The sequence below is a fragment of the Bradyrhizobium sp. AZCC 1678 genome, from assembly GCF_036924765.1.
Classification (GTDB): domain Bacteria; phylum Pseudomonadota; class Alphaproteobacteria; order Rhizobiales; family Xanthobacteraceae; genus Bradyrhizobium; species Bradyrhizobium algeriense.
Genome location: NZ_JAZHSE010000001.1, coordinates 6,269,336 through 6,291,700, shown reverse-complemented (window position 1 = coordinate 6,291,700; position 22,365 = coordinate 6,269,336). Strand labels below are relative to the sequence as shown.

The 22,365-nt window shown below is 63.5% G+C and carries 18 protein-coding genes and 1 pseudogene; 14 read left to right on the top strand and 5 right to left on the bottom strand.

What is annotated here, in order from left to right:
• The first annotated feature begins 63 nt into the window (after positions 1 to 63).
• The gene (locus V1294_RS30275) at positions 64 to 2,061 is read left to right on the top strand and encodes a VTT domain-containing protein (RefSeq protein WP_334502323.1); all 1,998 of its coding nucleotides are present in this window, start codon (positions 64 to 66) and stop codon (positions 2,059 to 2,061) included.
• Positions 2,058 to 2,741: an endonuclease/exonuclease/phosphatase family protein gene (locus V1294_RS30270; protein ID WP_334502321.1), complete on the top strand. Its 684-nt coding sequence runs from the start codon at positions 2,058 to 2,060 to the stop codon at positions 2,739 to 2,741. Before V1294_RS30275 ends, V1294_RS30270 begins: the two co-directional genes overlap by 4 nt.
• A 25-nt stretch (positions 2,742 to 2,766) precedes the next feature.
• On the opposite strand, the gene V1294_RS30265 is transcribed toward V1294_RS30270, so the two are convergent.
• Both V1294_RS30265 and V1294_RS30260 read right to left on the bottom strand, forming a co-directional pair.
• Positions 2,767 to 2,958 carry a hypothetical protein gene (locus V1294_RS30265; protein WP_334478558.1) on the bottom strand — a complete coding sequence of 64 codons (192 nt, stop codon included), beginning with the start codon at positions 2,956 to 2,958 and terminating at the stop codon, positions 2,767 to 2,769.
• Between the two features lie 85 nt (positions 2,959 to 3,043).
• Positions 3,044 to 3,973: a dihydrodipicolinate synthase family protein gene (locus V1294_RS30260; RefSeq protein ID WP_334478559.1), complete on the bottom strand. Its 930-nt coding sequence runs from the start codon at positions 3,971 to 3,973 to the stop codon at positions 3,044 to 3,046.
• Positions 3,974 to 4,082: 109 nt separating this feature from the next.
• On the opposite strand from V1294_RS30260, the gene V1294_RS30255 reads away from it, so the two are divergent.
• The 8 genes and pseudogenes from V1294_RS30255 to V1294_RS30220 all read left to right on the top strand — a co-directional run bounded on the left by V1294_RS30255 (position 4,083) and on the right by V1294_RS30220 (position 14,712).
• On the top strand, positions 4,083 to 5,270 hold the full coding sequence (locus V1294_RS30255; protein ID WP_334502319.1) for a CaiB/BaiF CoA transferase family protein: 1,188 nt from the start codon (positions 4,083 to 4,085) through the stop codon (positions 5,268 to 5,270).
• A gap of 80 nt (positions 5,271 to 5,350) precedes the next feature.
• Positions 5,351 to 6,287, top strand: a pseudogene (locus V1294_RS30250) (alpha/beta fold hydrolase).
• A gap of 288 nt (positions 6,288 to 6,575) precedes the next feature.
• Complete coding sequence (locus tag V1294_RS30245) at positions 6,576 to 7,463, top strand: universal stress protein (protein WP_334478563.1); 888 nt, start codon at positions 6,576 to 6,578, stop codon at positions 7,461 to 7,463.
• 173 nt (positions 7,464 to 7,636) lie between these two features.
• A complete protein-coding gene (locus tag V1294_RS30240) occupies positions 7,637 to 7,834 on the top strand; it encodes a hypothetical protein (protein WP_334502317.1) in 198 nt (65 codons plus the stop codon).
• A gap of 1,267 nt (positions 7,835 to 9,101) precedes the next feature.
• Positions 9,102 to 9,863 (top strand): SDR family NAD(P)-dependent oxidoreductase, encoded by a 762-nt coding sequence (locus tag V1294_RS30235; protein ID WP_334502316.1) that lies wholly within the window; start codon positions 9,102 to 9,104, stop codon positions 9,861 to 9,863.
• Between the two features lie 41 nt (positions 9,864 to 9,904).
• On the top strand, positions 9,905 to 10,741 hold the full coding sequence (locus V1294_RS30230) for an enoyl-CoA hydratase family protein (RefSeq protein WP_334502315.1): 837 nt from the start codon (positions 9,905 to 9,907) through the stop codon (positions 10,739 to 10,741).
• Between the two features lie 180 nt (positions 10,742 to 10,921).
• Positions 10,922 to 13,270, top strand: a complete 2,349-nt coding sequence (locus V1294_RS30225; RefSeq protein WP_334502314.1) for a bifunctional salicylyl-CoA 5-hydroxylase/oxidoreductase — start codon at positions 10,922 to 10,924, stop codon at positions 13,268 to 13,270.
• A 191-nt stretch (positions 13,271 to 13,461) separates the two neighbouring features.
• A complete protein-coding gene (locus V1294_RS30220) occupies positions 13,462 to 14,712 on the top strand; it encodes a flavin-dependent oxidoreductase (RefSeq protein WP_334502312.1) in 1,251 nt (416 codons plus the stop codon).
• A gap of 104 nt (positions 14,713 to 14,816) precedes the next feature.
• Here the strand turns inward: V1294_RS30220 and V1294_RS30215 are convergent, their stop codons facing one another.
• Together V1294_RS30215 and V1294_RS30210 are read right to left on the bottom strand one after the other, a co-directional pair.
• On the bottom strand, positions 14,817 to 15,272 hold the full coding sequence (locus V1294_RS30215; protein ID WP_334502310.1) for a cupin domain-containing protein: 456 nt from the start codon (positions 15,270 to 15,272) through the stop codon (positions 14,817 to 14,819).
• 20 nt (positions 15,273 to 15,292) lie between these two features.
• The gene (locus tag V1294_RS30210) at positions 15,293 to 16,465 is read right to left on the bottom strand and encodes an ABC transporter substrate-binding protein (protein WP_334502307.1); all 1,173 of its coding nucleotides are present in this window, start codon (positions 16,463 to 16,465) and stop codon (positions 15,293 to 15,295) included.
• A 211-nt stretch (positions 16,466 to 16,676) separates the two neighbouring features.
• Between V1294_RS30210 and V1294_RS30205 the strand changes: the two genes are divergently transcribed.
• Positions 16,677 to 17,171, top strand: coding sequence for a MarR family winged helix-turn-helix transcriptional regulator (locus tag V1294_RS30205; protein ID WP_334478575.1), 495 nt, complete (start codon positions 16,677 to 16,679; stop codon positions 17,169 to 17,171).
• Positions 17,172 to 17,204: 33 nt separating this feature from the next.
• On the opposite strand, the gene V1294_RS30200 is transcribed toward V1294_RS30205, so the two are convergent.
• Complete coding sequence (locus V1294_RS30200) at positions 17,205 to 18,224, bottom strand: AraC family transcriptional regulator (RefSeq protein WP_334502306.1); 1,020 nt, start codon at positions 18,222 to 18,224, stop codon at positions 17,205 to 17,207.
• Positions 18,225 to 18,474: 250 nt separating this feature from the next.
• Between V1294_RS30200 and V1294_RS30195 the strand changes: the two genes are divergently transcribed.
• From V1294_RS30195 to V1294_RS30185, 3 genes are all read left to right on the top strand, one after another.
• The gene (locus tag V1294_RS30195) at positions 18,475 to 18,924 is read left to right on the top strand and encodes a cupin domain-containing protein (protein ID WP_247517930.1); all 450 of its coding nucleotides are present in this window, start codon (positions 18,475 to 18,477) and stop codon (positions 18,922 to 18,924) included.
• An 84-nt stretch (positions 18,925 to 19,008) separates the two neighbouring features.
• On the top strand, positions 19,009 to 20,499 hold the full coding sequence (locus tag V1294_RS30190; RefSeq protein ID WP_334502305.1) for a flavin-containing monooxygenase: 1,491 nt from the start codon (positions 19,009 to 19,011) through the stop codon (positions 20,497 to 20,499).
• A 171-nt stretch (positions 20,500 to 20,670) separates the two neighbouring features.
• Complete coding sequence (locus V1294_RS30185; RefSeq protein ID WP_334502303.1) at positions 20,671 to 22,362, top strand: benzoate-CoA ligase family protein; 1,692 nt, start codon at positions 20,671 to 20,673, stop codon at positions 22,360 to 22,362.
• The last annotated feature ends 3 nt before the right edge of the window (positions 22,363 to 22,365 follow it).

Here is a 22,365-nt window from a genome sequence, read left to right as displayed (position 1 = left end):
TGGAGAAGGTGCAAGGCAGGGCGGCTGGCAATCCTCAATGACGCAGCCGCATATTTCGCCGCTTTGCGGGAAGCGCTGCTGCTCGCGACGAGCCAAGTCTACATCATCGGCTGGGACATCCACAGCCTGACGCGGTTCGTCGGGCCTTCCGGGCAGGCCGATGATGGTTATCCGGAAGAGCTCGGCGCGTTTCTGAAAGCGCTCCTGAAGGCGAAGCCCGAGCTGCGGATCAACATCCTGAGCTGGAATTTCCCGGCCCTCTACGCGGCGGAGCGGGAGTGGAATTCAGCCGCCAAATTCACCTCGGAAACAGCGGACCGGCTTTGCTTCTGCTTCGACTCCAGCCTTCCCCTGGGGTCGTCGCAGCACCAGAAGATCGTTGTCATCGACGGCGCGCTTGCGTTCGTCGGCGGTCTCGACCTCACGATAAGGCGCTGGGACACCAGCGCGCACGAAGCCCATCATCCGCTCCGCACCGATCCCGACGGCAAGCCCTATCCGCCCTTTCACGACGTGCAATGCATGGTGGATGGGAAAGCCGCGGTCAGCCTGACGGAGTTGGCGGAGAACAGGTGGCGCGCCGCCGGCTGCACGGTCGAAACAACCGTATCCGTCAAGGGCGAGCGCTGGCCGGCCTCGGTGCCGGTGCAATGCCGGGGAATGACGGTGGGCATCGCGCGGACCGAGATCGCCTCCGCGAGTGAAGCCGGCGTGAACGAGGTCGCGCTTCTGTTCAAGGCGTCCATCAATGCGGCCGATCGCTTCATCTATATCGAGAACCAGTTCACCAGCGCCACCGACATCGCGCGCCTCCTGGCGCAGCGGATGCTGGATGTGCCACAGCTTCGCGTTCTGATCGTCACGCCGAAGATGCATTCGTCCTGGTTCGAATCGCAGGCCATGCAGAGCGGCCGCGGCGGATTCATCGCCCAGTTCGTCGCGGCAGGCGTCATGGACCGGATTCGCTTTCTCCATCCATCGACAAGGGATGCGGACCAGGCTGCCGTCGTCATGGTGCACAGCAAGGTGATGATCGTCGACGACCGCATCCTGCGCGTGGGTTCGGCCAACCTCAACAATCGCTCGATGGGCGCTGACACTGAGTGCGATCTCGCCTTCGAGGCGACGTGCGGTGCGCATCGGGAGTATATCGCCCGGCTTCGCCGCGGCCTGATCGGGCATTTCTGCGGCGTCGAAGAACGGGAGATCGAAAGCAACGAAGCCGATCTGTTTGAATTCCTCGACCGCCTGGCGGAGCGCGGCGGCACGAAATCGTTGCTGCCGATCGACCCGGCCGCGTCAGCCGGCAGCATGGCAACTATGGTGCAGCCCGTCGCAGATCCCCGAGAACCGCTTCACCTCGATCGCGCCGCCAATCGGATGTGGACGGCAAGAACCATTTTGGCCGTGTCGGGGTTGGCCGCGGCGCTCGCCGGCCTAGCGCTAGCCTGGCAGTACACGTCGTTACGCGATTTCGCTGACGTCGGCTTCGTGTCTTCGGTCATTTCGCAATCCGCGCGGACGCAATTCGCGCCGCTGTTTGCGATTGCCGCTTTCGTCGTCGGCGGGCTGGTGGTGTTTCCGGTGCTGGTGTTGATCGCGGCGACGTCGGCGGCGCTGGGGCCGTGGATGGGTTTCTTCAGCGCCGGCGCCGGCGTGCTGCTCAGCGCACTCACGCTGTTTTCGATCGGCCGCGTGCTGGGCCAGGCGCGGCTGCAGCGCCTACTCGGGCGCCGGGCGGCCCGGGTTCAGAGCCGCATTATCGGCAAGGGGGTCGTCGCGGTCGCGATGATCCGGATGGTGCCGATCGCCCCGTTCTCGATCGTGAACCTGGTGGCGGGCGCCAGCAAGCTCAGCCTGCGCGATTTTCTGCTCGGCACCGTGCTCGGCATGGCGCCGGGGATCGCGGTCATGGCCGCGCTCGGCGCGCAGATCGCGGATCTGGCCAGGAACGCCTCGTGGACGAACGCGGTGCTGCTGGCGCTGGCGATCCTCGCCTGGATCGCGCTGTGCCTTGGCGTGCAGTTTTTGGTGACGTGGATGGCGGGACGACGAACGTGACGGCTACGATACGCATCATGACGTGGAATGTTCACGGCATCTTCCACCTCAATCCGGGTTTCGATCTGGACGGCGTGTGCTCCATCATCCGTCACTGGTCGCCTGATGTCGTGGCGCTGCAGGAGGTCGATTCGCGCGGACGAACCGATGACCCCTTTGCCCTGCTGGCCAAGGCCGTCGGTGACCACAGCGTCGATGCGCGCTCGATCGTCACCGAGGACGGCGACTACGGACAGGTGCTGTTGAGCCGCTGGCCCTTCGCCGAGCCGCCGAAAATTTCCGACGTCTCGTATCTGGAACGGGAGCCCCGCAGGGCCATTGCCGCACGCATCCTGTCTGATCATGGCGAGGTAACGGTCATTGCCACGCATCTCGGCCTGAGCATCCATGAAAGGCACGCCCAGGCCCATGCCCTGGCGGACCTGGTGCGGCCGACGCGGACGCTCGTGCTCGGCGATTTCAATGACTGGTTCTGGGTGAAGTCGGTGAGGGGCGTGCTGGCGCGGATTTGCCCGGTGCGAACGCGCTTGCGGACGTTTCCCTCCCGGTTGCCGATGATGCGGCTGGACCGGATCTATGCCTCGCGCGATCTGGCGATCCGCTCGGCCTGGACCGATCGCAAGGCCCGCGCCTATTCGGACCATCTTCCCGTGATCGCGGACGTTGCATTTCCGCAGTAGAGGGGCTTGCGTCAGGTAGGCTCGGTCACGCGGGCTTGGCCGGATGCTGCGTTCTGGGGTGGCGCTCATGCAGCAGACAGGCGAGGCCATGGCGCAGGTCCTCCCGCTCGCGCATCGCGGTCTCGAACAACGCTTCCTGAATGTCGCGCGGCATATCGCCCCAGACCGTCATCGCCGCCTCGCCCAGCAGCAAGGCAAAAATCTGTTGTTCGGTCATGTCGCTCCTCCCCGATTTTTACGTTTGATCGAAGTGAAGGTTCCGTTCCCGTGAGCTTTTGCGTTTGGCCGTCATGAAGGCGATATCACTGTCCCCAGCGCAACACGACGGGATCGAGCTGGCGGGCGATTTCAATGAGACCCGCGCGCGCCGCCGGATGAACCCGTTGCAAGGGATGACGAACCGCGTCCGAGCCGATCACGCCGCCTTCCTGCATCAGGATCTTGGCGGCCTGCAAGCCGCATTGGCGGTTTTCGTAATTGATCAGCGGCAGCCATCGCCCATAGGCCGCCATCGCTTCTTCCCGGCGCCCCGCAAGATACGGATCGACGATTTGCCTGATGCCATCAGGATAGCCGCCGCCCGTCATGGCGCCGGTCGCACCCGCATCGAGATCGGCCATCAGGGTGATGGCTTCCTCGCCGTCCCAGGGCCCTTCGATGCTGTCGCCGCCGGCCGCGATGAGATCGCGAAGCTTCGCCGCCGCCATCGGCACCTCGATCTTGAAATAGCGGATGTTCGGAATTTCCCGCGCCATGCGGGCCAGCAGGTCGACCGAAAGCGGCGTCCCGGCAACGGGCGCATCCTGGATCATGATGGGGATGTCGATGGCGTCAGACACGGTGCGATAGAAGTCGAAAATTCCCTTTTCCGGCACGCGGAAAGTGGCGCCGTGATAGGGCGGCATGATCATCACCATCGCCGCGCCCGCGTCCTGGGCTTGGCGGCTGCGCTCGGCGCAGATGCGCGAGCCGAAATGCGTCGTCGTCACGATCACGGGAACGCGGCCGGCGACATGCTCGAGCACCGCGTGCATCACCTGTTCGCGCTCGGCATCGGTCAGGACGAACTGCTCGGAGAAGTTGGCCAGAATGCACAGGCCATTGGAGCCGGCGTCGATCATGAAATCGATACAGCGGCGTTGCCCCGCGAGATCGAGCTCCCCACGGTCGTCGAAGATGGTCGGAGCAACGGGGAAAACACCGCGATAGGGCCGTTGTGCAGTCAGGGTCATTCTGGATGTTCCATTCGAACAGGATCAGTGATTGTATGGTTGTCCGATGCATTCATCAACATGATAGAAGGCTCGGCGCAATCGCGCAGCAAGAACAAGGGAAAGATTGATGGGGGGAGTTCTGGAGGGCGTTCGCGTCCTCGATTTCGGGCGTTATATCGCGGGGCCGTATTGCGCGACCTTGCTGGCCGAATTCGGTGCGGAAGTCATTCGCGTGGAGAAACGCGACGGCAGCGAGGATCGTTTCGTGGCGCCGGTCGGCGAAGGCGGCGAGGGCGCGCTGTTCCTGCAGGTCAATCGCAACAAGAAATGCATCACGCTCGATCCGATGAAACCGGAGGCGCAGGAGGTGATGCGCCGGCTGGTCGCCACCGCTGACGTCGTCGTTGCCAATTTGCCGCCGCAGACGCTGCGCGCGATGAAGCTCGATTATGAATCGCTGAAGGCGATCAAGCCGGACATCATCTTGACCACGGCAACCGCGTTCGGCGGGCCCGGGCCGTGGTCCGACCGCGTCGGTTTTGACGGCGTCGGGCAGGTGATGTCGGGCGCAGTGTACATGACGGGCAAGGGCGATCCGCCGTACCGCGCCGCGGTGAACTGGGTCGATTTCGGCACGGCGCTGCATTGCGCGTTCGGCACGCTCGCCGCCCTGATCGAGCGCGGCAAATCCGGGCGCGGGCAGATCGTCGAGGGCGCATTGCTGGCGACCGCGCTCTCCTTCACCAACGCCACGCTGATCGAGCAGGCAGTGATATCAGCCAATCGTGTGCCGACCGGCAATCTCGGCCAGACCGCGGCGCCCGCCGACATCTACCGCACCAAAGACGGCTGGGTGCTGTGCCAGGTCACCGGCCATCCGCTGTTCATCCGCTGGGCCAGATTGATGGGCGAGGAGGATCACTGGCTGAACGACCCGCGCTTCGCCGACGACCTCAAGCGCGGCGACAACGGTCCTGTCATCAGCAAGCGGATGGCGCGCTGGTGCGCCGAGCGCACCACGCAGGAAGCGGTCGATACGCTGGGCAAAGCGATGATTCCGGCCGGACCGGTGCTGAGCCCGCAACAGGCGCTCGAGCACCCGCACATCCGCGCCACCGGCTTCATGCAGGATGTCGACTATCCGGGCCTGCCGAAGCCCGCGCCGACGGTACGTGCCGCCGTGCGATTGTCGGAGACGCCGGGCGAGATCACGACGCGCCCGCCGACGCTCGGCGAGCACACCGATCGCGTGCTGGCCGATATCGGCTACGACGCGGAAGCGATCGCCGCGCTTCGCAACAACGGGATCATCTAGATGCCGCGGCCGACGACCTGGCGTCTTGTTCGTTGCCGTCAGGTGGTCTTTCGCCAAACCGCAGCCTGGACATCAGCGCCATGACGCTGCTGTCGATACCGGCCAATCCTGTTCCGGAGGGTGCGTTTGCCGGAACGATTGGGACGCCGGATGGCGCCACATTGCGCTTTGCGCGCTGGGCGGCGCCGGCCAGCGGCGCAGGGGGACCCGTCTGCGTCTTCACCGGGTGCGGCGAGTACATCGAGAAATATTTCGAGACGGTACGGGATCTGCGCAAACGCGGTTATGCCGTGGCTGTCATCGACTGGCGGGGACAGGGGCATTCCTCGCGCCGGCTGCGCAATCCGCTCAAGGGCCATGTCCGGAATTTTTTCGGATTACGAGATCGACGTGGCGGCCTTCGTCAAGCAGGTCGTACTGCCGGATTGTCCGCCGCCCTATTTTGCGCTGGCCCATTCGATGGGCGGCGCGGTCATGCTGCGCGTCGCGCATGCCGGCATTGAAATGTTCGAACGCCTCGTGCTCTGCGCGCCGATGATCGACCTGCCGCGTCTGCGCACTTCGCTGCCGATGCGCGGCCTGATGCGCATGCTCCGCGCGGGTGGAATGGGCGAGCGGTTTATTCCAGGCGGCAGCATCGACCTGATCAAGTCAACGGCCTTTCCCGGCAATCCCCTGACCTCGGACCCGCGCCGCTACGCCCGCAACGCTTCTATCCTGAAGGCCGATCCGACGCTCGGGATCGCGTCGCCGACCGTGGCGTGGCTCGATGCGGCCTTTGCCGCGATGGCCGAGTTTCGTTCGCGCGAGTTTGCCGGCCGGGTTCACCAGCCGGTCCTGATGCTAGCGGCAGGCGACGACACCATCGTATCGACCCCGGCCATTGCAGCGTTTGCCCGGCATCTGCCGGCGGGGTCGCATCGCGTGATTGCGGGTGCGAAGCACGAAATCCTGCAGGAAGACGACCGCCATCGCGAGCAACTCTGGGCCGCATTCGATGCCTTCATGCCGGGCTAGCCAGTAGGGTGTGGACTCATTAGCACGCAGCCAAATTCCGATTGAAGCGCGATGAATTTACTTCCGCTTTTCCGGACATGGCCGGACTTGCTGCTGGCTCGACCCGATCGCGAATGACCCAAAGCGGGCATCGACGACCAATGTCGGCAACCGACACACCTGCGGGTCTCCGGAACTTTGGGGTGATTCCGGGAGTTATGAATCAGGCGCTATTGCGCGATTTCGCTTTCGGCTCAACACACATATGCCGTCTGCCGGTCGCAAACGGCGGCATCGCAGGAGGCTTTCATGAGTATCAAGCGAATCCTGGTTCCACTTCCCGGCTCAGCCAGTCACACCGGCCAAATAGAGACGGCCCTGTCTGCCGCCAAGGCATTGGGGGCTCACGTCCAGGCACTGTTCATCAGCCAGCCGCCGCCGGTCACACGTAGCGGTGTCGCGCGTGGCGGCCTAACTGTCACTGAAATGGGACAAGCGGTGACCGCCGCATCGGTAAATTGGTACGCCGAGGAACGGGAGCGAACTACGCGGGAAGCGCGTGAGGTTTTCGCGCGGGCCTGCGCGGTAGTCGGCATCCCGATGCTATCGGCGAACGACGAGCCCGGCAGCCCGCTCGCAGCATCCTGGCGCGAAGCCGAGGGATCGTATGTGGAAATCGCGGCGCAACGGGCCGCTGCCTTCGACCTAATGGTCGCCGCAAGCGCCACCGTGATGGAATCGTTCATGGCCATTACCGAGCAATCGCTGCTGCAGACCCGTCGCCCCGTGCTGTTGGCGCCGGCTCGCCTGCAGAGTGATCTGACCGACAGCGTGATGATCGCCTGGGACGAGAGCCCGGAATGCTGGCACGCGGTCTCGGCTGCCATACCGTTCATGCAACTCGCCAAATCAGTGCGGGTCATAAGCGTTGATCGGGACGCCAGCAATCGCCAAGCCTCGCAGGCGGAGGTGCTTGCCTATTTGCGCTGTCATGGCATCGGTGCGACCGCGCAAGTGGTTGCACCGGAATTGCGCTCGGTGGGCGATACGCTGCTCGCGGCGGGGGCAGAGCATGAAGCCGGCCTGCTGATCATGGGCGCCTATTCCCATAGCCGCCTGCGCGAGATGCTTCTGGGCGGGGCTACGCGCCACATTCTTAAGAACGCTTCGGCACGCCCCGTTCTCTTGGCGCATTAGCCCTCGTCAGAGCGCAACCCCAGCGCAGGTTGCCGCCGACGCCAACGCTATGGCGGGCTTGCTCCCTCGCCGAAGGCGGGTGGGGGGGCCGTGCGATTGACGCACCGACCCTCCTCCCTTGGGAGCGTCGGGCGGACTGAAGCCAAGTTCCCCCACACCTGAGGAGTAACAACATGACCCCACACATCCCCGAGGAATTTTTCACCAGGTTGATCGACAGGAGTCCCTTCGTGATCATGGGCAACACGATGCCGCCCCGAGATCCTAATGAAGACGAAGAAGACGAGGACGAAGAGGAAGAGGAAGAGGAAGAGGACGAAGACGACCGCGGCGACGAGCCGCCGGTCGTGCGCGAGCCGGACGAAGACTAGACCATGATGCTTTTGGGATTGGGCATAGGACGAAAACCTGTCGAGTGGGTTCAGGTTCGGCGAGTGAACGGACGTCGCAGTCGCGACAGTTGATGTCGCCTGTCGGCACATCGCATTACGTGGCTGCGATGCGGAATTTGGTGCGTTTCCATCCTGATCGGCGAGCTCGAACGAGCAGGAAGCTATGTTCACATCCCGCGCGCCGACCGCGACTACGCCATCTCCGTCGGCCTGCGGACGCTGACGCTGCGCCATCTGGTGATCGAGACCGACGACACCTACCGCGCCAACCCGAAAGCGTTCGTGCTGCTGCAATACTACGCGAACGCGATCGTCCATCTGTTCAAGGACCGGGAAACGCGGACGGGGTGAGCTGCCCGGTGAAATCCCATCGCGGCAGCATCGCGAAATCATATCCGCGTCATTGCGAGCGAAGCGAAGCAATCCACGTCTCTGCAAGCCGCGCTATGGATTGCTTCGTTTCGCTCGCGATGACGATGTGGAGGCAATGGGTGCGACAAAAGCCACTTGTCGGGCAAATCACTTCTGATTTTCCGAAATCGTGTCAATCCCGGTAATCAAAAATATTCCGCTTTCGTTCTCGCCCAAATCAGCTGCATAACTCCGCCCCGTCTCACCCAATTGAGGGGCGCTCGCGATCGTCACGAACGTGCGGTGAGATGCGATGGACGCGAGAGCTGCGACTGACGTGTGCAGCTTGAGCGTACGGCGAAGTCGTGTGGTTCGGGCGCCGCGGTGCTGGCGTTAAGCGTGCGATAAGAAGCGCAGGCGACGGAGGCAAAAGAGCCGTTCTCCGGGAAGAGCACGAAGTAAGCCGTAAAGCCATTGCGCAGGGAAGGCCGGAGTGTTCCCGCTGCCCTGTATGCTCGTGTGCAATTTTGTTTGCGCAAATCGCACGCGAGACCGCGGGTGCAGCAAGCACCCGGTCTTCCCTGCGCCCTCTGTTCTCGAAGAGGGCAAACGAAGATGCAAACCTCGGGCGACGTGCGCCGCGAGATCGCGAATCTATATCCACCGTCATTGCGAGCGCAGCGAAGCAATCCATCTCTCCGCTTGTCGCGCTATGGATTGCTTCGCGGAGCCTGTCATCCGGCGGCGCTTCGCGCCGACCGGGTGGTGGCTCGCAATGACGGTGAGGGAAGGTGCCCAATCCGAGCCACCTGACCACCACCCTGGCCTCGCCGCTTCCTTGCAAAAGCTTGAAGTTTAAAATATATGCTGAACCCTCATCCAGGAGGCTTGACCGATGTCCCCATTGTCGCGTTCCTCCCATGCGCTCGTCACCGGCGGCGGGCGCGGCATTGGGCTGGCGATATCGGCGGCGCTGTCGAAAGCGGGCGCGACGGTAACGGTGCTCGGCCGCAACCGCGCGACGCTGGACGAAGCCGTGGCATCCGGCGCGGCGCAGTTCGCAGCCGTGGCCGACGTCGCCGATCAGGCGTCGGTCAAATCGGCCATAGCGGAGGCCGCCGCGCGGCAACCGATCGACATCCTCGTTGCCAATGCGGGCGCGGCGGATTCTTCGCCGTTCGGCCGCTCCGATGCGTCATTGTTCCAGCGGATGATGGACGTCAATTTCATGGGTGTGGTCCACGCCACGCAGGCGGTATTGCCTGGAATGACGGAGCGTCGCCACGGGCGGATCGTTGCCGTCGCATCCACCGCCGGCCTCAAGGGTTACGCCTATGTCTCGGCCTACAGCGCGGCCAAGCACGCGGTGATCGGCCTCGTCCGTTCGCTGGCGCTGGAGACGGCGAAGAGCGGCATCACCGTCAACGCCGTCTGCCCCGGCTTCACCGAAACTGATCTGCTGGAAGGCTCGATCGACAACATCATCAAGAAGACTGGCCGCAGCCGCGAGCAAGCCATCGCGGAACTGTCGAAACATAATCCGCAAGGACGCCTTGTTGCGCCATCGGAGGTAGCCGACGCCGTGCTGTGGCTCTGCGGCGAGAGCGCTGGCGCCATCACGGGACAGGCCATTGCGGTGGCGGGCGGCGAAGTCTGATCGGCCGCCACATCGATAACGATTAAAGTCAGGGAGAGATCATGAGCAAGCCCGCCAACCCCGTCACGCTGCCGCTGGGCGATTATTCGCCGAAGCATTTCTTGCTGGCCGTGGTCGATCGCGTCGCCACCGTGACGCTCAACCGTCCCGAGCGAAAGAATCCGCTGACCTTCGAGAGCTATCGCGAACTCACTGATTTCTTCCGCGCCTGCGCGATGGATGACGAGGTCAAGACCATCGTCGTGTCAGGCGCGGGCGGCAACTTCTCGTCGGGTGGCGACGTGTTCGAGATCATCGGTCCCTTGATTCAGATGGATACCAAGAGGCTGACCGCCTTTACCCGCATGACCGGCGATCTCGTCAAGGCGATGCGTGCGTGCCCGCAGCCGATCGTGGCTGCCGTCGAGGGCATCTGCGCCGGCGCGGGCGCGATCGTCGCGATGGCCTCGGATCTGCGCCTGGCCGCCACCGGCGCCAAGGTCGCATTCCTGTTCAACAAGGTCGGGCTCGCCGGCTGCGACATGGGCGCCTGCGCAATCCTGCCGCGCATCATCGGGCAGTCGCGGGCCTCCGAACTGCTCTACACCGGCCGCTTCATGACCGCGGAGGAGGGCGAACGCTGGGGCTTCTTCAGCCGTATTGTCACGCCGGACGCAGTGCTGCCGCAGGCGCAGCTTCTGGCCAAGCAGATTTCCGAAGGGCCGACTTTTGCCAACACCATGACCAAGCGCATGCTGGCGATGGAATGGGCGATGTCGGTGGAGGAGGCGATCGAGGCCGAAGCGGTTGCGCAAGCGCTCTGCATGACGACGGAAGATTTCGGCCGCGCCTTCGAGGCGTTCTCGAACAAGCGGACCCCGGTATTCCAGGGGAATTGACGGGACCATAGCCCGGGTGAAGCGCAGCGAAACCCGGGATTCCGTCCGATGGCGCGAAAATCCCGGATTGCGCTACGCTCCATCCGGTCTACGAACGAGCCGCCAGCCCCCTTGCCCCAAAATTATTTTAGGCTTAAAGTAATTTCGAACTAGCCCGACAGCCTGTTTCGGAGGCGGTAGATGAAGATCGCGATTATCGGCGGCGGACCGGCCGGTCTCTACGCCGCGATCCTCTTGAAGAAACAGCGGCCCCAGGCCGAGATCACGGTCTATGAGCGCAACCGCACCGACGACACGTTCGGCTTCGGGGTGGTGTTCTCGGACGCGACGCTGGACAATTTCGAGAAATACGATCCGCCGAGCTACCGCCGCATCACCCAGGAATTCGCCTATTGGGACGATATCGCCGTGCATTTCCGCGGCACCGTCCACCGCGTCGGCGGCAACGGTTTTTGCGGCTGCTCGCGCCGGACGCTGCTGCTGATCCTGCAGGAGCGCGCCCGTGAACTCGGCGTGATGCTGCTGTTCGAGACCGATATCGATGACGAGGCGCGCTTTGCCGATGCCGACCTGATCGTGCTGGCCGACGGCATCAACAGCCGCTTCCGCGACAAGCACATCGATCACTTCCAGCCCCAGATTGATCTGCGCTCCAACAAGTTCGCCTGGATGGGCTCGACCAAGCCGCTCGACGCCTTCACCTTCATCTTCCAGGAGACGGAGTGGGGCCCGTTCATCGCGCACGCCTATCAGTATGAGGCGGGACGCTCGACCTGGATTTTCGAGACCGATGCCGAAACCTTTGAGCGTGCCGGGCTCGAAGGCCTGAGCGAGCAGCAATCCGCCGACCGCATGGCCGAGATTTTCGGCTGGTTCCTCGACGGTCATCCGCTGCTGGTCAACCGCTCGATGTGGCGCAATTTCCCGATGATCCGCAGCCAGCGCTGGGTCAAGGACAACATGGTGCTGCTTGGCGACGCCAAGGCCACGGCGCATTTCTCGATCGGCTCCGGCACCAAGCTCGCGATGGAAGACGCGATCGCGCTGGCCGATGCGATGGCGCAGGCGCCGACGGTCGAGGGCGCATTGCAAACCTACGAGCATGGCCGGCGCGAGGAGGTCGAAAAGACCCAGCACGCCGCCGACGTGTCGTTGGTCTGGTTCGAACATGTCGACCGCTTCTGGGATTTCGATCCCGTGCAGTTCGCCTTCGGCGTCATGACCCGCGCCAAGGCGATCACTTACGATAACCTCACGCTGCGCGCGCCGGAATTCGTCCGCGAGGTCGACAAGGCGTTTGCAAAACAGGTGCGCGCCAAGGGCTTCGATGTCGATATCGACAAGCCCGTGGCGCCGATGTTCCAGCCGCTCAAGTTGCGCGAGATGGAAGTTGCGAATCGCGCGGTGGTGTCGCCGATGTGCATGTACTCGGCGAAGGAGGGTGTGCCCGGCGATTTCCATCTGGTGCATTATGGCTCGCGCGCCATCGGCGGCGCCGGGCTGATCTTCACCGAGATGACCTGCGTCGGCCGCGACGCCCGCATCACGCCGGGCTGCACTGGCTTGTGGAACGACGAGCAGCAGGCCGCGTGGACGCGCATCGTCGATTTCGTCCACGCCAATTCCGCCGCCAAAATCTGCCTGCAGCTTGGACATGCCGGCCGCAAGGGCGCGACCAAATTGATGTGGGAGGGGATGGACCGGCCGCTCGAGCAGGGCGGTTGGGACACGATCTCGGCGTCGCCACTACCTTACTTCCCCGACAGCCAGGTGCCGCGCGAAATGGATCGCGCCGCGATGGACCGCGTCAAGCAGGAGTTCGTCGCGGCGGCCCTGCGCGGCGAAGCCTGCGGTTTCGACATGCTTGAGATGCACTGCGCCCATGGTTATCTGCTGGCGAGTTTCATTTCGCCGCTGACCAACCAGCGCGCCGACGAATATGGCGGCTCGCTCGCCAACCGGCTGCGCTATCCGCTGGAAGTGTTCGAGGCGATGCGCGCGGCATGGCCGGCGCACAAGCCGATGTCGGTTCGTATCTCCGCCACCGACTGGGCCGCGGGCGGCATCACCGGCGACGACGCGGTGGCGGTCGCGCGCGCGTTCGCCGAGGCCGGCGTCGACCTGGTCGATGTCTCCACGGGCCAGACCGTGCGCGACGCGCAGCCGATCTACGGCCGGATGTTCCAGACGCCGTTCTCCGATCAGGTCCGGAACGAAGCCAGGGTCGCGACCATGTGCGTCGGGAATATCACCACCGCGGACCAGGTCAACACCATCCTCGCCGCCGGGCGTGCCGACCTCGTGGCGCTGGCCCGGCCGCATCTGGTCGATCCGTCGTTCACGATGCGGGCAGCGGCCTGGTACGGCGCCGATATCGCATGTCCGCCACAATATCTGCCGGGCAAGGAACAAATCTTCCGCAACAGCGTCCGCGACCGGCAGGATTTCGAAGACCTCAAAATTAAGGGTAAGCCGAAAACCCGCGCCGAGCTGAAAGCCGAGGCGACAAAGCCGCTTGCAGCCGAATAGGCCGGATGGCAGGCTCCCTCCATCACCTCCTTTTCCCCGCCCTTCGCGGGGAGAGGGCAGGGGTGAGGGGCTCTCTCCGCGAACTGGGTGTGCGGAGAGTGCGGTACCCCCCTCACCCGGATCGCATCTATCGATGCGATCCGACCTCTCCCCGCAAGCGGGGCGAGGTTGAAGAAAGTGGAGTAACGCGCATGAAAGCGATCATCGTCGGGGGCGGCATCGGCGGCCTCACCACTGCGCTCATGTTGCGGGCGCGCGGCATCGACTGCGAGTTGTTCGAACAGTCCGAAAGCATCCGCGAGCTTGGCGTCGGCATCAACACACTTCCGCATGCGATCAGAGAATTGACCGGCCTCGGGCTGCTGGACCGGCTGGATGCCGCCGCTGTGCGCACTGACCAATTGTATTATCTCAGCCGCCACGGCCAGGAAGTCTGGCGCGAGCCGCGCGGGCTCGACGCCGGCCACGACGTGCCGCAATTCTCGGTTCATCGCGGCCGCCTGCAGAGCGTGATCCATCGCGCCGTCGAGGAACGGCTCGGCCCTGAGGCCATCCACATCGGCTGCCGTCTCGGCGCGTTCGCGCAGCACGAGGGCGGCGTGGTTGCGCATTTTTTCGACCGCACCGGCGCCCATGTCAAAACCGCGCGCGGCGATATCCTGATCGGCGCCGACGGTATTCACTCGCGCGTGCGCGAGATGCTGTTTCCGGACGAGGGGCCGCCGTGCTGGAACGGGTTGATGCTATGGCGTGGCGCGCGCGACTGGCCGGCGTTCCTGACCGGCCGCTCGATGATCGTGGCCGGCGGGCTGAATGCCAAGGTCGTGATTTACCCGATCGCGGAAGGATCGAGCCCGTCGAGCCGGCTGACCAACTGGGCTGTCATGGTGAAGATCGGCGATGGCAATGTGCCGCCACCACGCCGCGAGGACTGGTCGCGGCCCGGCAAGCGCGAGGAGCTGATGCCGCATGTCGAGCGCTTCAAGGTGCCGTATGTCGATGTGCGCAGCCTGATCTCGGCGACGTCGGAATTCTACGAGTACCCCTGCTGCGACCGCGATCCGCTGCCGTACTGGACCTGGGGCCGGGTGACGCTGCTCGGCGACGCCGCGCACCCGATGTATCCGGTTGGCTCCAACGGCGCCTCGCAGGCGATCCTCGATGCCCGCGCGCTGGCCGACGAACTGGCGCGAGCAGAGCATCCGCGTCAGGCGCTGGTGGCCTATGAGCAGAAGCGGCTGCCGATGACGGCGGAGATCGTGCGCGCCAACCGCCGCGGCGGCCCCGAGGGCGTGATCGACGCGGTCGAGCAACTGGCGCCGGATGGATTTACTGATATCGAGAAGGTGCTGAGCCACGCCCAGCGCGAGGCGATCGTGCGCGGCTATGCGTCCAAGGCCGGCTTTGCGCCGCCACCACTGGGATTGGCGGCAGTGCGGTAAAAATCCCGTAGCCCGGATGGAGCGCAGCGCAATCCGGGACGGTGGCGGCCGTATCCCGAAGGCCCCGGATTGCGCTGCGCTCCATCCGGGCTACGAAGATGATCTCACGCCCCCGGAGGTGGCGGCAGGAAGTGGATGTTGTGCTCGGCGGCCAGCGCTACCACCGCGTCCGGCGTCTGCTCCTTCATGTTGTGGATCGCCCAGAACAGATCGTAGAGCCGCCGCGTCGGCGACACCCAGAACAGCGTCTTCGCGGTGCGGCCGGACTTGTTGAAGATGCCGTGCGGCTTGCCCATCGGCAGCCGCACCAGATCGCCGGGCGTCGCCTGCGTCTCGGCGCCGTCGAGGAAGAAGTCGAGCTGGCCCTCGAGGATGTAGAGATATTCGTCCTGGTCGGGATGAATATGCGGCGGCACGAAGGTCTCGGGCGGGAACGTCGCATGCCATGAGAAGGAATGCTCGGTGACGTTTTTCGGCACATAGGTCTGGCCGAGGATGCTCCAGGAGATTCCCTGGATGCCTTCATTGGCGCGCGTGATGCCGGCGATTTCGGTCTTCATTGGCTGTTCCCTTCCAAAAATTATTTCGCGGTGCAATCCTTGGCGTAACGGTCGCCATAGTTGGAAAATACCTTCTCGACGATCTCGGTCTGGAATTTTCCGTCCGGACGCTTGGCGACCTTGGTCAGATAAAAATTCTGGATCGGGTAGCCGTTGACGTTGAACTTGAAGTCGCCGCGCAGCGAAGTGAACTCGGCCTTCCGAAGCGCCGCCGATACCGCCTCCTTGTTTTTGAGGTCGCCCTTCACCGCCTTCACCGCGCTGTCGATCAGCATGGCCGTGTCGTAGCCCTGCATGGCGTAGGTGCCGGGCACGCTGTTGTAGGCAGCTTCATAAGCGGCGACAAACTTCTTGCTCTGGGGATTGTCCATGTCGGGCGCCCAGTTGGCGCCGCCGAACATGCCAACCGCAGCGTCCTGCTGCGCGGGCAGGGTGGATTCATCGACGGTGAATGCCGACAGCACCGGGATCTTGTCGGCGAGGCCGGCCTGCCGGTACTGCTTGACGAGGCCGACGCCCATGCCGCCCGGCATGAAGGTGAACAGCGCATCGACCTTGGAAGAAGAAATCTTGGTCAGCTCGACCTGGAAATCCAGCGTACCGAGCGGCGTGTAGCTTTCTTCCGCAATCTCGCCCTTGTAGTCGAGCTTGAATCCGGCCGCCGAATCCTTGCCGGCCTGATAGTTCGGCACCAGCACGTACATGCGCTTGTAGCCGCGATCCTGGGCGACCTTGCCGAGGATCTCGTGCACCTGGTCGTTCTGATAGGAAGTGACGTAGAAGAACGGGCTGCACTCCTTGCCAGCATAGCTCGACGGCCCCGCGTTCGGACTGATCAGGAACGTCTTGTTCTCGGTCACCGGCCGGTGAATGGCTTGCAGGATGTTGGAGAAAATCGGCCCGACAACAAAGTCGACCTTCTCGCGTTCGAGCAGGCCCTTGGCCTTGGTCACGGCGCCGTCGGGCTTGAGTTCGTCGTCGACGACGACGACCTCAACATCCTTGCCTGCCATCTTGCCGCCGAGGTCTTTGATTCCGAGTTGCAGGCCGTCGCGCGATTGCTGGCCGAGGACGGCGGCCGGCCCGGACAAGGTCGTGATCACGCCGATCTTGATTTTCTCCTGCGCTGCGACTGGCTCCGCGGCAACACCCAGCAAAACGGCAAGTCCGGTCAGCTTCAACGACTGCTTCATGATTATTCCTCCGTTCGGCCTCTGCAGCCGAAACCCACGTCGCACCAAATGCTCGGGATGCAGCTTATTCTGACGGTGACTGCACCTGCAAGCAGAACGCATCCATGCAAGCCATGCGCCAATTGCTTGAAACTTAAAGAAATCTGGGCAATGATCGAAAGCTGCTCTCTGTTCGGATCACCGAACGCCCAAGCCAGACAAGATTTACATCATGATCCTTGATTCAGAGACCAAGGCCGTCGAGCTCCCGGAACATCATGGCGATGAACTCAGGCTGTGGCTCCGCCTGCTGACCTGCACGACGCTGATCGAGGGCGAGGTGCGCAGCCGCTTGCGCGAACGCTTCGACGTCACGCTGCCGCGGTTCGATCTGATGGCCCAGCTCGACAAGGTGCCGGAGGGCATGACACTGTCCGACGTCTCCAAGCGGATGATGGTCTCGAACGGCAACGTCACCGGGCTGGTCGAGCGCCTCGTCGAATCCGGACATCTCGACCGCCGCACGTCGGACGCCGACCGCCGCGTGCAGGTAATCCGCCTGACCAAGGCGGGGCGGGCCGAATTCCGCAAGATGGCGGCGGAGCATGAATTGTGGATTGCCGATGTCTTCGGGGACCTGACGCCAAAGGACGTCCGCGAACTGATGCGCCTGCTGGCCAAGACCAAGGCGTCGGCGCAGAAGTCCGCGAAGACGCGAGCGGGCTGAGGCGACGCTGCGGCTGAAGCAACTGGCCGAACGCTAGTTCATCCCGCGCAGGGTCGCCGAGGGCGTTTCGCCGAACTTGGCGCGGTAGGCGCTTGCCATCCGGCTGAGATGGGTAAATCCAAGCTCGAATGCGATATCGGTGATGCTTTCGTCAGGGGAGGCGGCGGCCAACCTGACATTGAGATGCGCGAGCCTGATATCGCGCAGCATCTCAGAGATCGACGTTTCGAAATGCCGCTGAAAGCCGAGCTGCAGCGCACGGATACCCGTGCCTGCGGCTTCGGCAAGCTGCGTGAGGTCGAGCGGCTCTTCCGCGTGCGCATACAGGAATTCGCGTGCCCGCCGTAGCGGCTGCGGCAGCGCTTCGGCCCGGCCGCCAAATCGCTCGATCGCGTCGCTGGCGCTGTGGCGCTGGCCGTGAAGCAAGGTACCCAACAGTGTCTCGCGCAGATTGGCCGCCGCCATCGGCGAAAGCGGCCGTTGCGGTCCGAGCCGTTCGGCGAGATCGACGAGCTCCATAATTTGCGACTGAAGCGCCCGGCCGTCTCTCGAGGAGAGATCGACCGCGGGCTCGAACTCGACCGCGCCCGCTGGCCGGCCCGACAGCGCCGCAGCCCGTTGCTCCAACAGGCGGCGCTCGACCAGCAGAATGATCTGGGCGCAATTGCCCTGCCAGGTCATTCGTGTGGGGATAGTCGGCGATAATAGCGACGCGCTGGCGCCCGGAGCGGCTGCGATGTCGCGCGCCGCCGTTTGGATCCGCGCCGAACCGTGCACGGGAATTTGCAGCAGGAAGAAGCGCTCGAGACAGCCGGGGTCGATCGACACCGACCCGCCATAGGCGACGTAATTGACGGAGAAGCCGCCAAAGACCGCGCTGTTATGCAGCGCAAAAAAGTCGGGTGATGCTCGCGCGGTGGGCTTCAGTTCGTGCGGGCAGAATATCCGCCCAACCGCGTCGGCGGCAGCGTCGACGCTATCGGTCGAAACACGGTTGAACGCCGCCAGCCGGACGGCGGGGTCATGCTGGGGAATGCTGGTAGCTCTCGCCACGGCCCGGCCCTTTGCATTTATTTGAAGCCTATAATATCGGCGCAGGTCCCTATTGGAAAGGCGATTTGTTGGCGTTTGCCTGCCCGATCCGGAGGCAAGAGCCGTCTTTCCGCGCCGCAGCAATCAGAAAAATTTCTATCCGCGGACGACGGATTCGTTTTCTGGCTAGACGGTCGGGCCGCTGGGCCGCAGCCTGCGCGAAACGAGTTCGACACCAAGAACCACCAACCGCGACACAGGAGATGGCGATATGGCAGCACTCGAAAAAGGCATCACCGCCAATGGCACGGGCTACGGCGGCAAGACCTGGAACATCCTGGGTCAGGTCTACTTCCCTAAAGCCGTGACCGATTCAACCTTTGCCTTCGAGACCAACAGCGAACCCGGCCAGTTCGTGCCGGTGCACGTCCACCCGACGCAGGATGAATTCATCCTGGTGCAGGAGGGCACCCTCGACCTCAAGCTCGACGGCGTCTGGGTGCAGGCCAAGGCCGGCGACCTCGTTCGGATGCCGCGTGGCATTCCGCATGGCTATTTCAACAAGTCCGATAAACCGGCACGCGCGCTGTTCTGGGTGTCACCGATGCAGAAGCTCGAAGCGCTGTTCAACCAGCTCCACAATCTGACGGATCCCGAAGAGGTGGTCCGGATATCAGCGCAGCATGAAGTGAACTTCCTGCCGCCCGAAGCCAACGAATAGCTCAGCAACCGCCGGGCAACTGCACCGGAAATCGCAGCGCGTTGAGCCCTCAGTTCTGGGGCTGATCCCTGCTGGAGAATTGTCATGGTCAGGCAAAAACAGGTTTGTATCATCGGCGCCGGCGTATCCGGTCTGGCCGCTGCAAAAGCCTTCGCCGCGCGCGGACATCAAATCACGATCGTCGAGCGCAGCGGCGATCTCGGTGGCGTCTGGGAGCCGGCGCGGTCCTATCCCGAGGTGCAAACGCAAAGCCCGAAGGATCTCTATCGTTACACCGACAAGGCGATGCCGGATTCCTATCCGGAATGGCCGAAGGGCCCGCAGGTCCACGCCTATCTGACTGAATACGCCAAGGACAACGATCTCCTCGGTGCCATCAGCTTCAACACGGCCGTGGTGCAGATGGATCGCCGGCCCGATTCCGCGCCCGGCTGGCGGATCGAGCTGCGGGGGCCGGACGGCGGTGTCCGTTACGAGGATTTCGATTTTGTCGCAGTTTGTACCGGGCAGTTCAACGAGCCCCAGACACTCAGCCTGCCCGGTGAAGACACTTTCACGGCGCAGGGCGGGCGCATCCTGCACTCCTCGCAGTACAACGATCCGATGATCGCGAAAGGCCGCAGGATCGTCGTGCTCGGCGGTTCGAAATCGGCGACGGACATTGCGGTCAATGCGGTGAATTCCGGCGCTGCCGAAGTGACGCTGGTGTACCGCGAGCCGGTGTGGCGGATTCCCTATTTCATCGGCGGCCTGGTCAATTTCAAACGCATTCTCTACATCCGCGCGCAGGAGGAGATGTTCCGGAGCTGGGGCATCGGCGCGATGTCGCAGTTCGCGCATGCGGTCGCAAAGCCGCTCGTCTGGGCAAACTGGCGTGGACTGGAGAGCCTGCTGAAAGTTCAGCTCAAGCTCGGCAAATGCGACATGGTGCCGAAAGAGCGGATCGAGGATGGTGTCAATTGCGCGGTGCCGATCGCCACGCCAGGATTCTTTCCGATGGTCGCCGACGGCCGCATCAAGGCCATCAGAGGCAGCTTTGCGCGCTACGACTGCAATTCGATCGTGACGACCGGCGGGCAGTGCGTCCAGGCCGATGTCGCCGTGCTCGCGATCGGCTACAAACTGGGCGTGCCGTTCCTGCCGCAGGCGTACCGCGAGAAGCTGGTCGATCCCGACGGGCAATACCGGCTCTATCGGCTAATCGCCAATCCGGACCTGCCCGAGATGGGATTCGTCGGTTTCAATTCCAGCTTCTGCACGGTGCTGTGCGCTGATCTCGCGGCGAACTGGCTGGTGCGCTACGCCGATGGCCAGCTCGCCCGTCAGCCGACGCTTGAGGAGATGCAGGACAACATCGAGATGATGCTGCATTTCAAGCGCGTCGAGCGGCCGGCGGCCGGCATCTATGGCGGCCTGTGCGTGGCGCCCTATCACTTCAAGCATTTTGACGAATTGCTGGCGGATATCGGGGTGTCCGGACGCCGGGCCAATCCGCTGGTGGAGAAATTTACCCCGCCCGACGCCGCGGCCTATGGCCGCTTCCTGGCCGCGGCGCCGGCCTACCGCGCGGCCTGACGGAGGAGGGGTTCCCATGGCGCTGCCGCAGGCCAGTACCGGCGGTGGGCAGGGGCGATTCCACACTTGCGAAAAATTGTTTTAAGCCTAAAATGATTTGCGAGACGGCTTGCCGGACGTCCTCGATATTGATCTCGAGCCTTTCATTGATGGAAGCGAGGGGAGATGAAAATGTCACCCAGCCGGACCTTTGGTCAGCCTCTTGGCCCATCGGGCCATATCGATGACTTTGCGCGGCGAAATCTGCCGCCGTCCGACCAATGGCCGGACCTGCTGCTCGACCGGCCCGAGTTTCAGTATCCGGAATATCTCAATGCCGCGGTCGAACTGACTGACCGCATTGTCGAGAAAGGCTGGGGCGATCGGATCGCGCTGATCGGCAACGGCCGCCAGCGCACTTACAAGGAACTGGCCGATTGGTCCAACCGCCTCGCGCATGCGCTGGTGGAGAACTACGGCGTCAAGCCCGGCAACCGCGTCCTGATCCGTTCCGGCAACAATCCCGCGCTGGTCGCGGCCTGGCTTGCGGCCACCAAGGCCGGCGCGGTCGTCGTCAACACCATGCCGATGCTGCGCGCCGGCGAGCTGAGCAAGATCGTCGACAAGGCCGAGATTGCGCTGGCGCTGACCGACAGCCGCATTGCCGATGAACTGGTTGCGTGCGCGAAGACCAGCCGCTTTCTCAAGCAGGTGGTGAATTTCGACGGCACGTCCAACCATGATGCCGAGCTCGACCGGATAGCGCTGAACAAGCCGGTAAAGTTCGAAGCCGTGAGAACGGGACGCGACGATGTAGCCCTGCTTGGATTTACGTCGGGCACCACGGGCGAACCCAAAGCGACGATGCATTTCCATCGCGACCTGATGATCGTGGCGGACGGCTATGCCAGGGAAGTCCTTGACGTGACCGAAGATGATGTTTTCGTCGGCTCGCCGCCACTAGCCTTTACGTTCGGGCTCGGCGGGCTCGCAATCTTCCCATTGCGGTTCGGCGCGACCGCAACGCTGTTGGAAAACGCGGCGCCGCCCGAGATGGTCAAGATCATCGAGACCTACAAGGCGACGATCTGCTTCACCTCGCCGACCGCGTATCGCGCGATGATGGCCGCGATGGACAACGGCGCCGACCTGTCGTCGCTGCGAATCGCGGTCTCCGCGGGCGAAACCTTGCCGGCACCGGTGTTCGAAAACTGGACCCGCAAGACCGGCAAGACCATTCTCGACGGCATCGGCTCGACGGAACTGCTGCACATTTTCATCACCAACCGCGTCGGCGACGCGGTTGCGGGGACGACGGGGCATCCGGTCGCGGGCTACGAGGCAAAAATCGTCGACGACGACATGAACGAATTGCCACCTGATACTGTCGGCAAGCTTGCAGTGCGCGGGCCGACCGGATGCCGCTATCTCGCCGACAAGAGGCAATCGAACTATGTGCGCGACGGTTGGAACCTGACGGGCGATTCCTTTGTCCGCGACGCGACTGGCCGGCTGTCCTTTGTGGCCCGTTCGGACGACATGATCGTCTCCTCCGGCTACAACATTGCAGGTCCCGAGATCGAAACGGCGTTGCTGTCGCATCCTGCCGTCGCCGAATGCGGCGTGGTCGGCGCGCCCGACGAGGCTCGCGGCATGATCGTCAAGGCCTACGTGGTTCTGGCGGGTGGCGCCATGGGCGACGCCGCGCTGACGCAGGCGTTGCAGGATCATGTCAAGCAGACCATTGCGCCGTACAAATATCCGCGTGCGATCGAATATGTCGCGCAACTGCCGAAGACCGAGACTGGCAAGCTGAGGCGCTTTGCGCTGAGGCAGATGGCTGCGGCCGGAGCTGCGTCATCGCCTGATGTCGCCGCGGAGTGAATG

What these genes read in the sequence shown, in the direction of transcription:
- V1294_RS30260 (WP_334478559.1), bottom strand. Translation starts at nt 3,973, where the DNA reads ATGACCCTGACTGCACAACGGCCCTATCGCGGTGTTTTCCCCGTTGCT.
- V1294_RS30195 (WP_247517930.1), top strand. Translation starts at nt 18,475, where the DNA reads ATGGCAGCACTCGAAAAAGGCATCACCGCCAATGGCACGGGCTACGGC.
- V1294_RS30240 (WP_334502317.1), top strand. Translation starts at nt 7,637, where the DNA reads ATGACCCCACACATCCCCGAGGAATTTTTCACCAGGTTGATCGACAGG.
- V1294_RS30190 (WP_334502305.1), top strand. Translation starts at nt 19,009, where the DNA reads ATGGTCAGGCAAAAACAGGTTTGTATCATCGGCGCCGGCGTATCCGGT.
- V1294_RS30220 (WP_334502312.1), top strand. Translation starts at nt 13,462, where the DNA reads ATGAAAGCGATCATCGTCGGGGGCGGCATCGGCGGCCTCACCACTGCG.
- V1294_RS30205 (WP_334478575.1), top strand. Translation starts at nt 16,677, where the DNA reads ATGATCCTTGATTCAGAGACCAAGGCCGTCGAGCTCCCGGAACATCAT.
- V1294_RS30215 (WP_334502310.1), bottom strand. Translation starts at nt 15,272, where the DNA reads ATGAAGACCGAAATCGCCGGCATCACGCGCGCCAATGAAGGCATCCAG.
- V1294_RS30245 (WP_334478563.1), top strand. Translation starts at nt 6,576, where the DNA reads ATGAGTATCAAGCGAATCCTGGTTCCACTTCCCGGCTCAGCCAGTCAC.
- V1294_RS30235 (WP_334502316.1), top strand. Translation starts at nt 9,102, where the DNA reads ATGTCCCCATTGTCGCGTTCCTCCCATGCGCTCGTCACCGGCGGCGGG.
- V1294_RS30265 (WP_334478558.1), bottom strand. Translation starts at nt 2,958, where the DNA reads ATGACCGAACAACAGATTTTTGCCTTGCTGCTGGGCGAGGCGGCGATG.
- V1294_RS30225 (WP_334502314.1), top strand. Translation starts at nt 10,922, where the DNA reads ATGAAGATCGCGATTATCGGCGGCGGACCGGCCGGTCTCTACGCCGCG.
- V1294_RS30255 (WP_334502319.1), top strand. Translation starts at nt 4,083, where the DNA reads ATGGGGGGAGTTCTGGAGGGCGTTCGCGTCCTCGATTTCGGGCGTTAT.
- V1294_RS30210 (WP_334502307.1), bottom strand. Translation starts at nt 16,465, where the DNA reads ATGAAGCAGTCGTTGAAGCTGACCGGACTTGCCGTTTTGCTGGGTGTT.
- V1294_RS30230 (WP_334502315.1), top strand. Translation starts at nt 9,905, where the DNA reads ATGAGCAAGCCCGCCAACCCCGTCACGCTGCCGCTGGGCGATTATTCG.
- V1294_RS30185 (WP_334502303.1), top strand. Translation starts at nt 20,671, where the DNA reads ATGTCACCCAGCCGGACCTTTGGTCAGCCTCTTGGCCCATCGGGCCAT.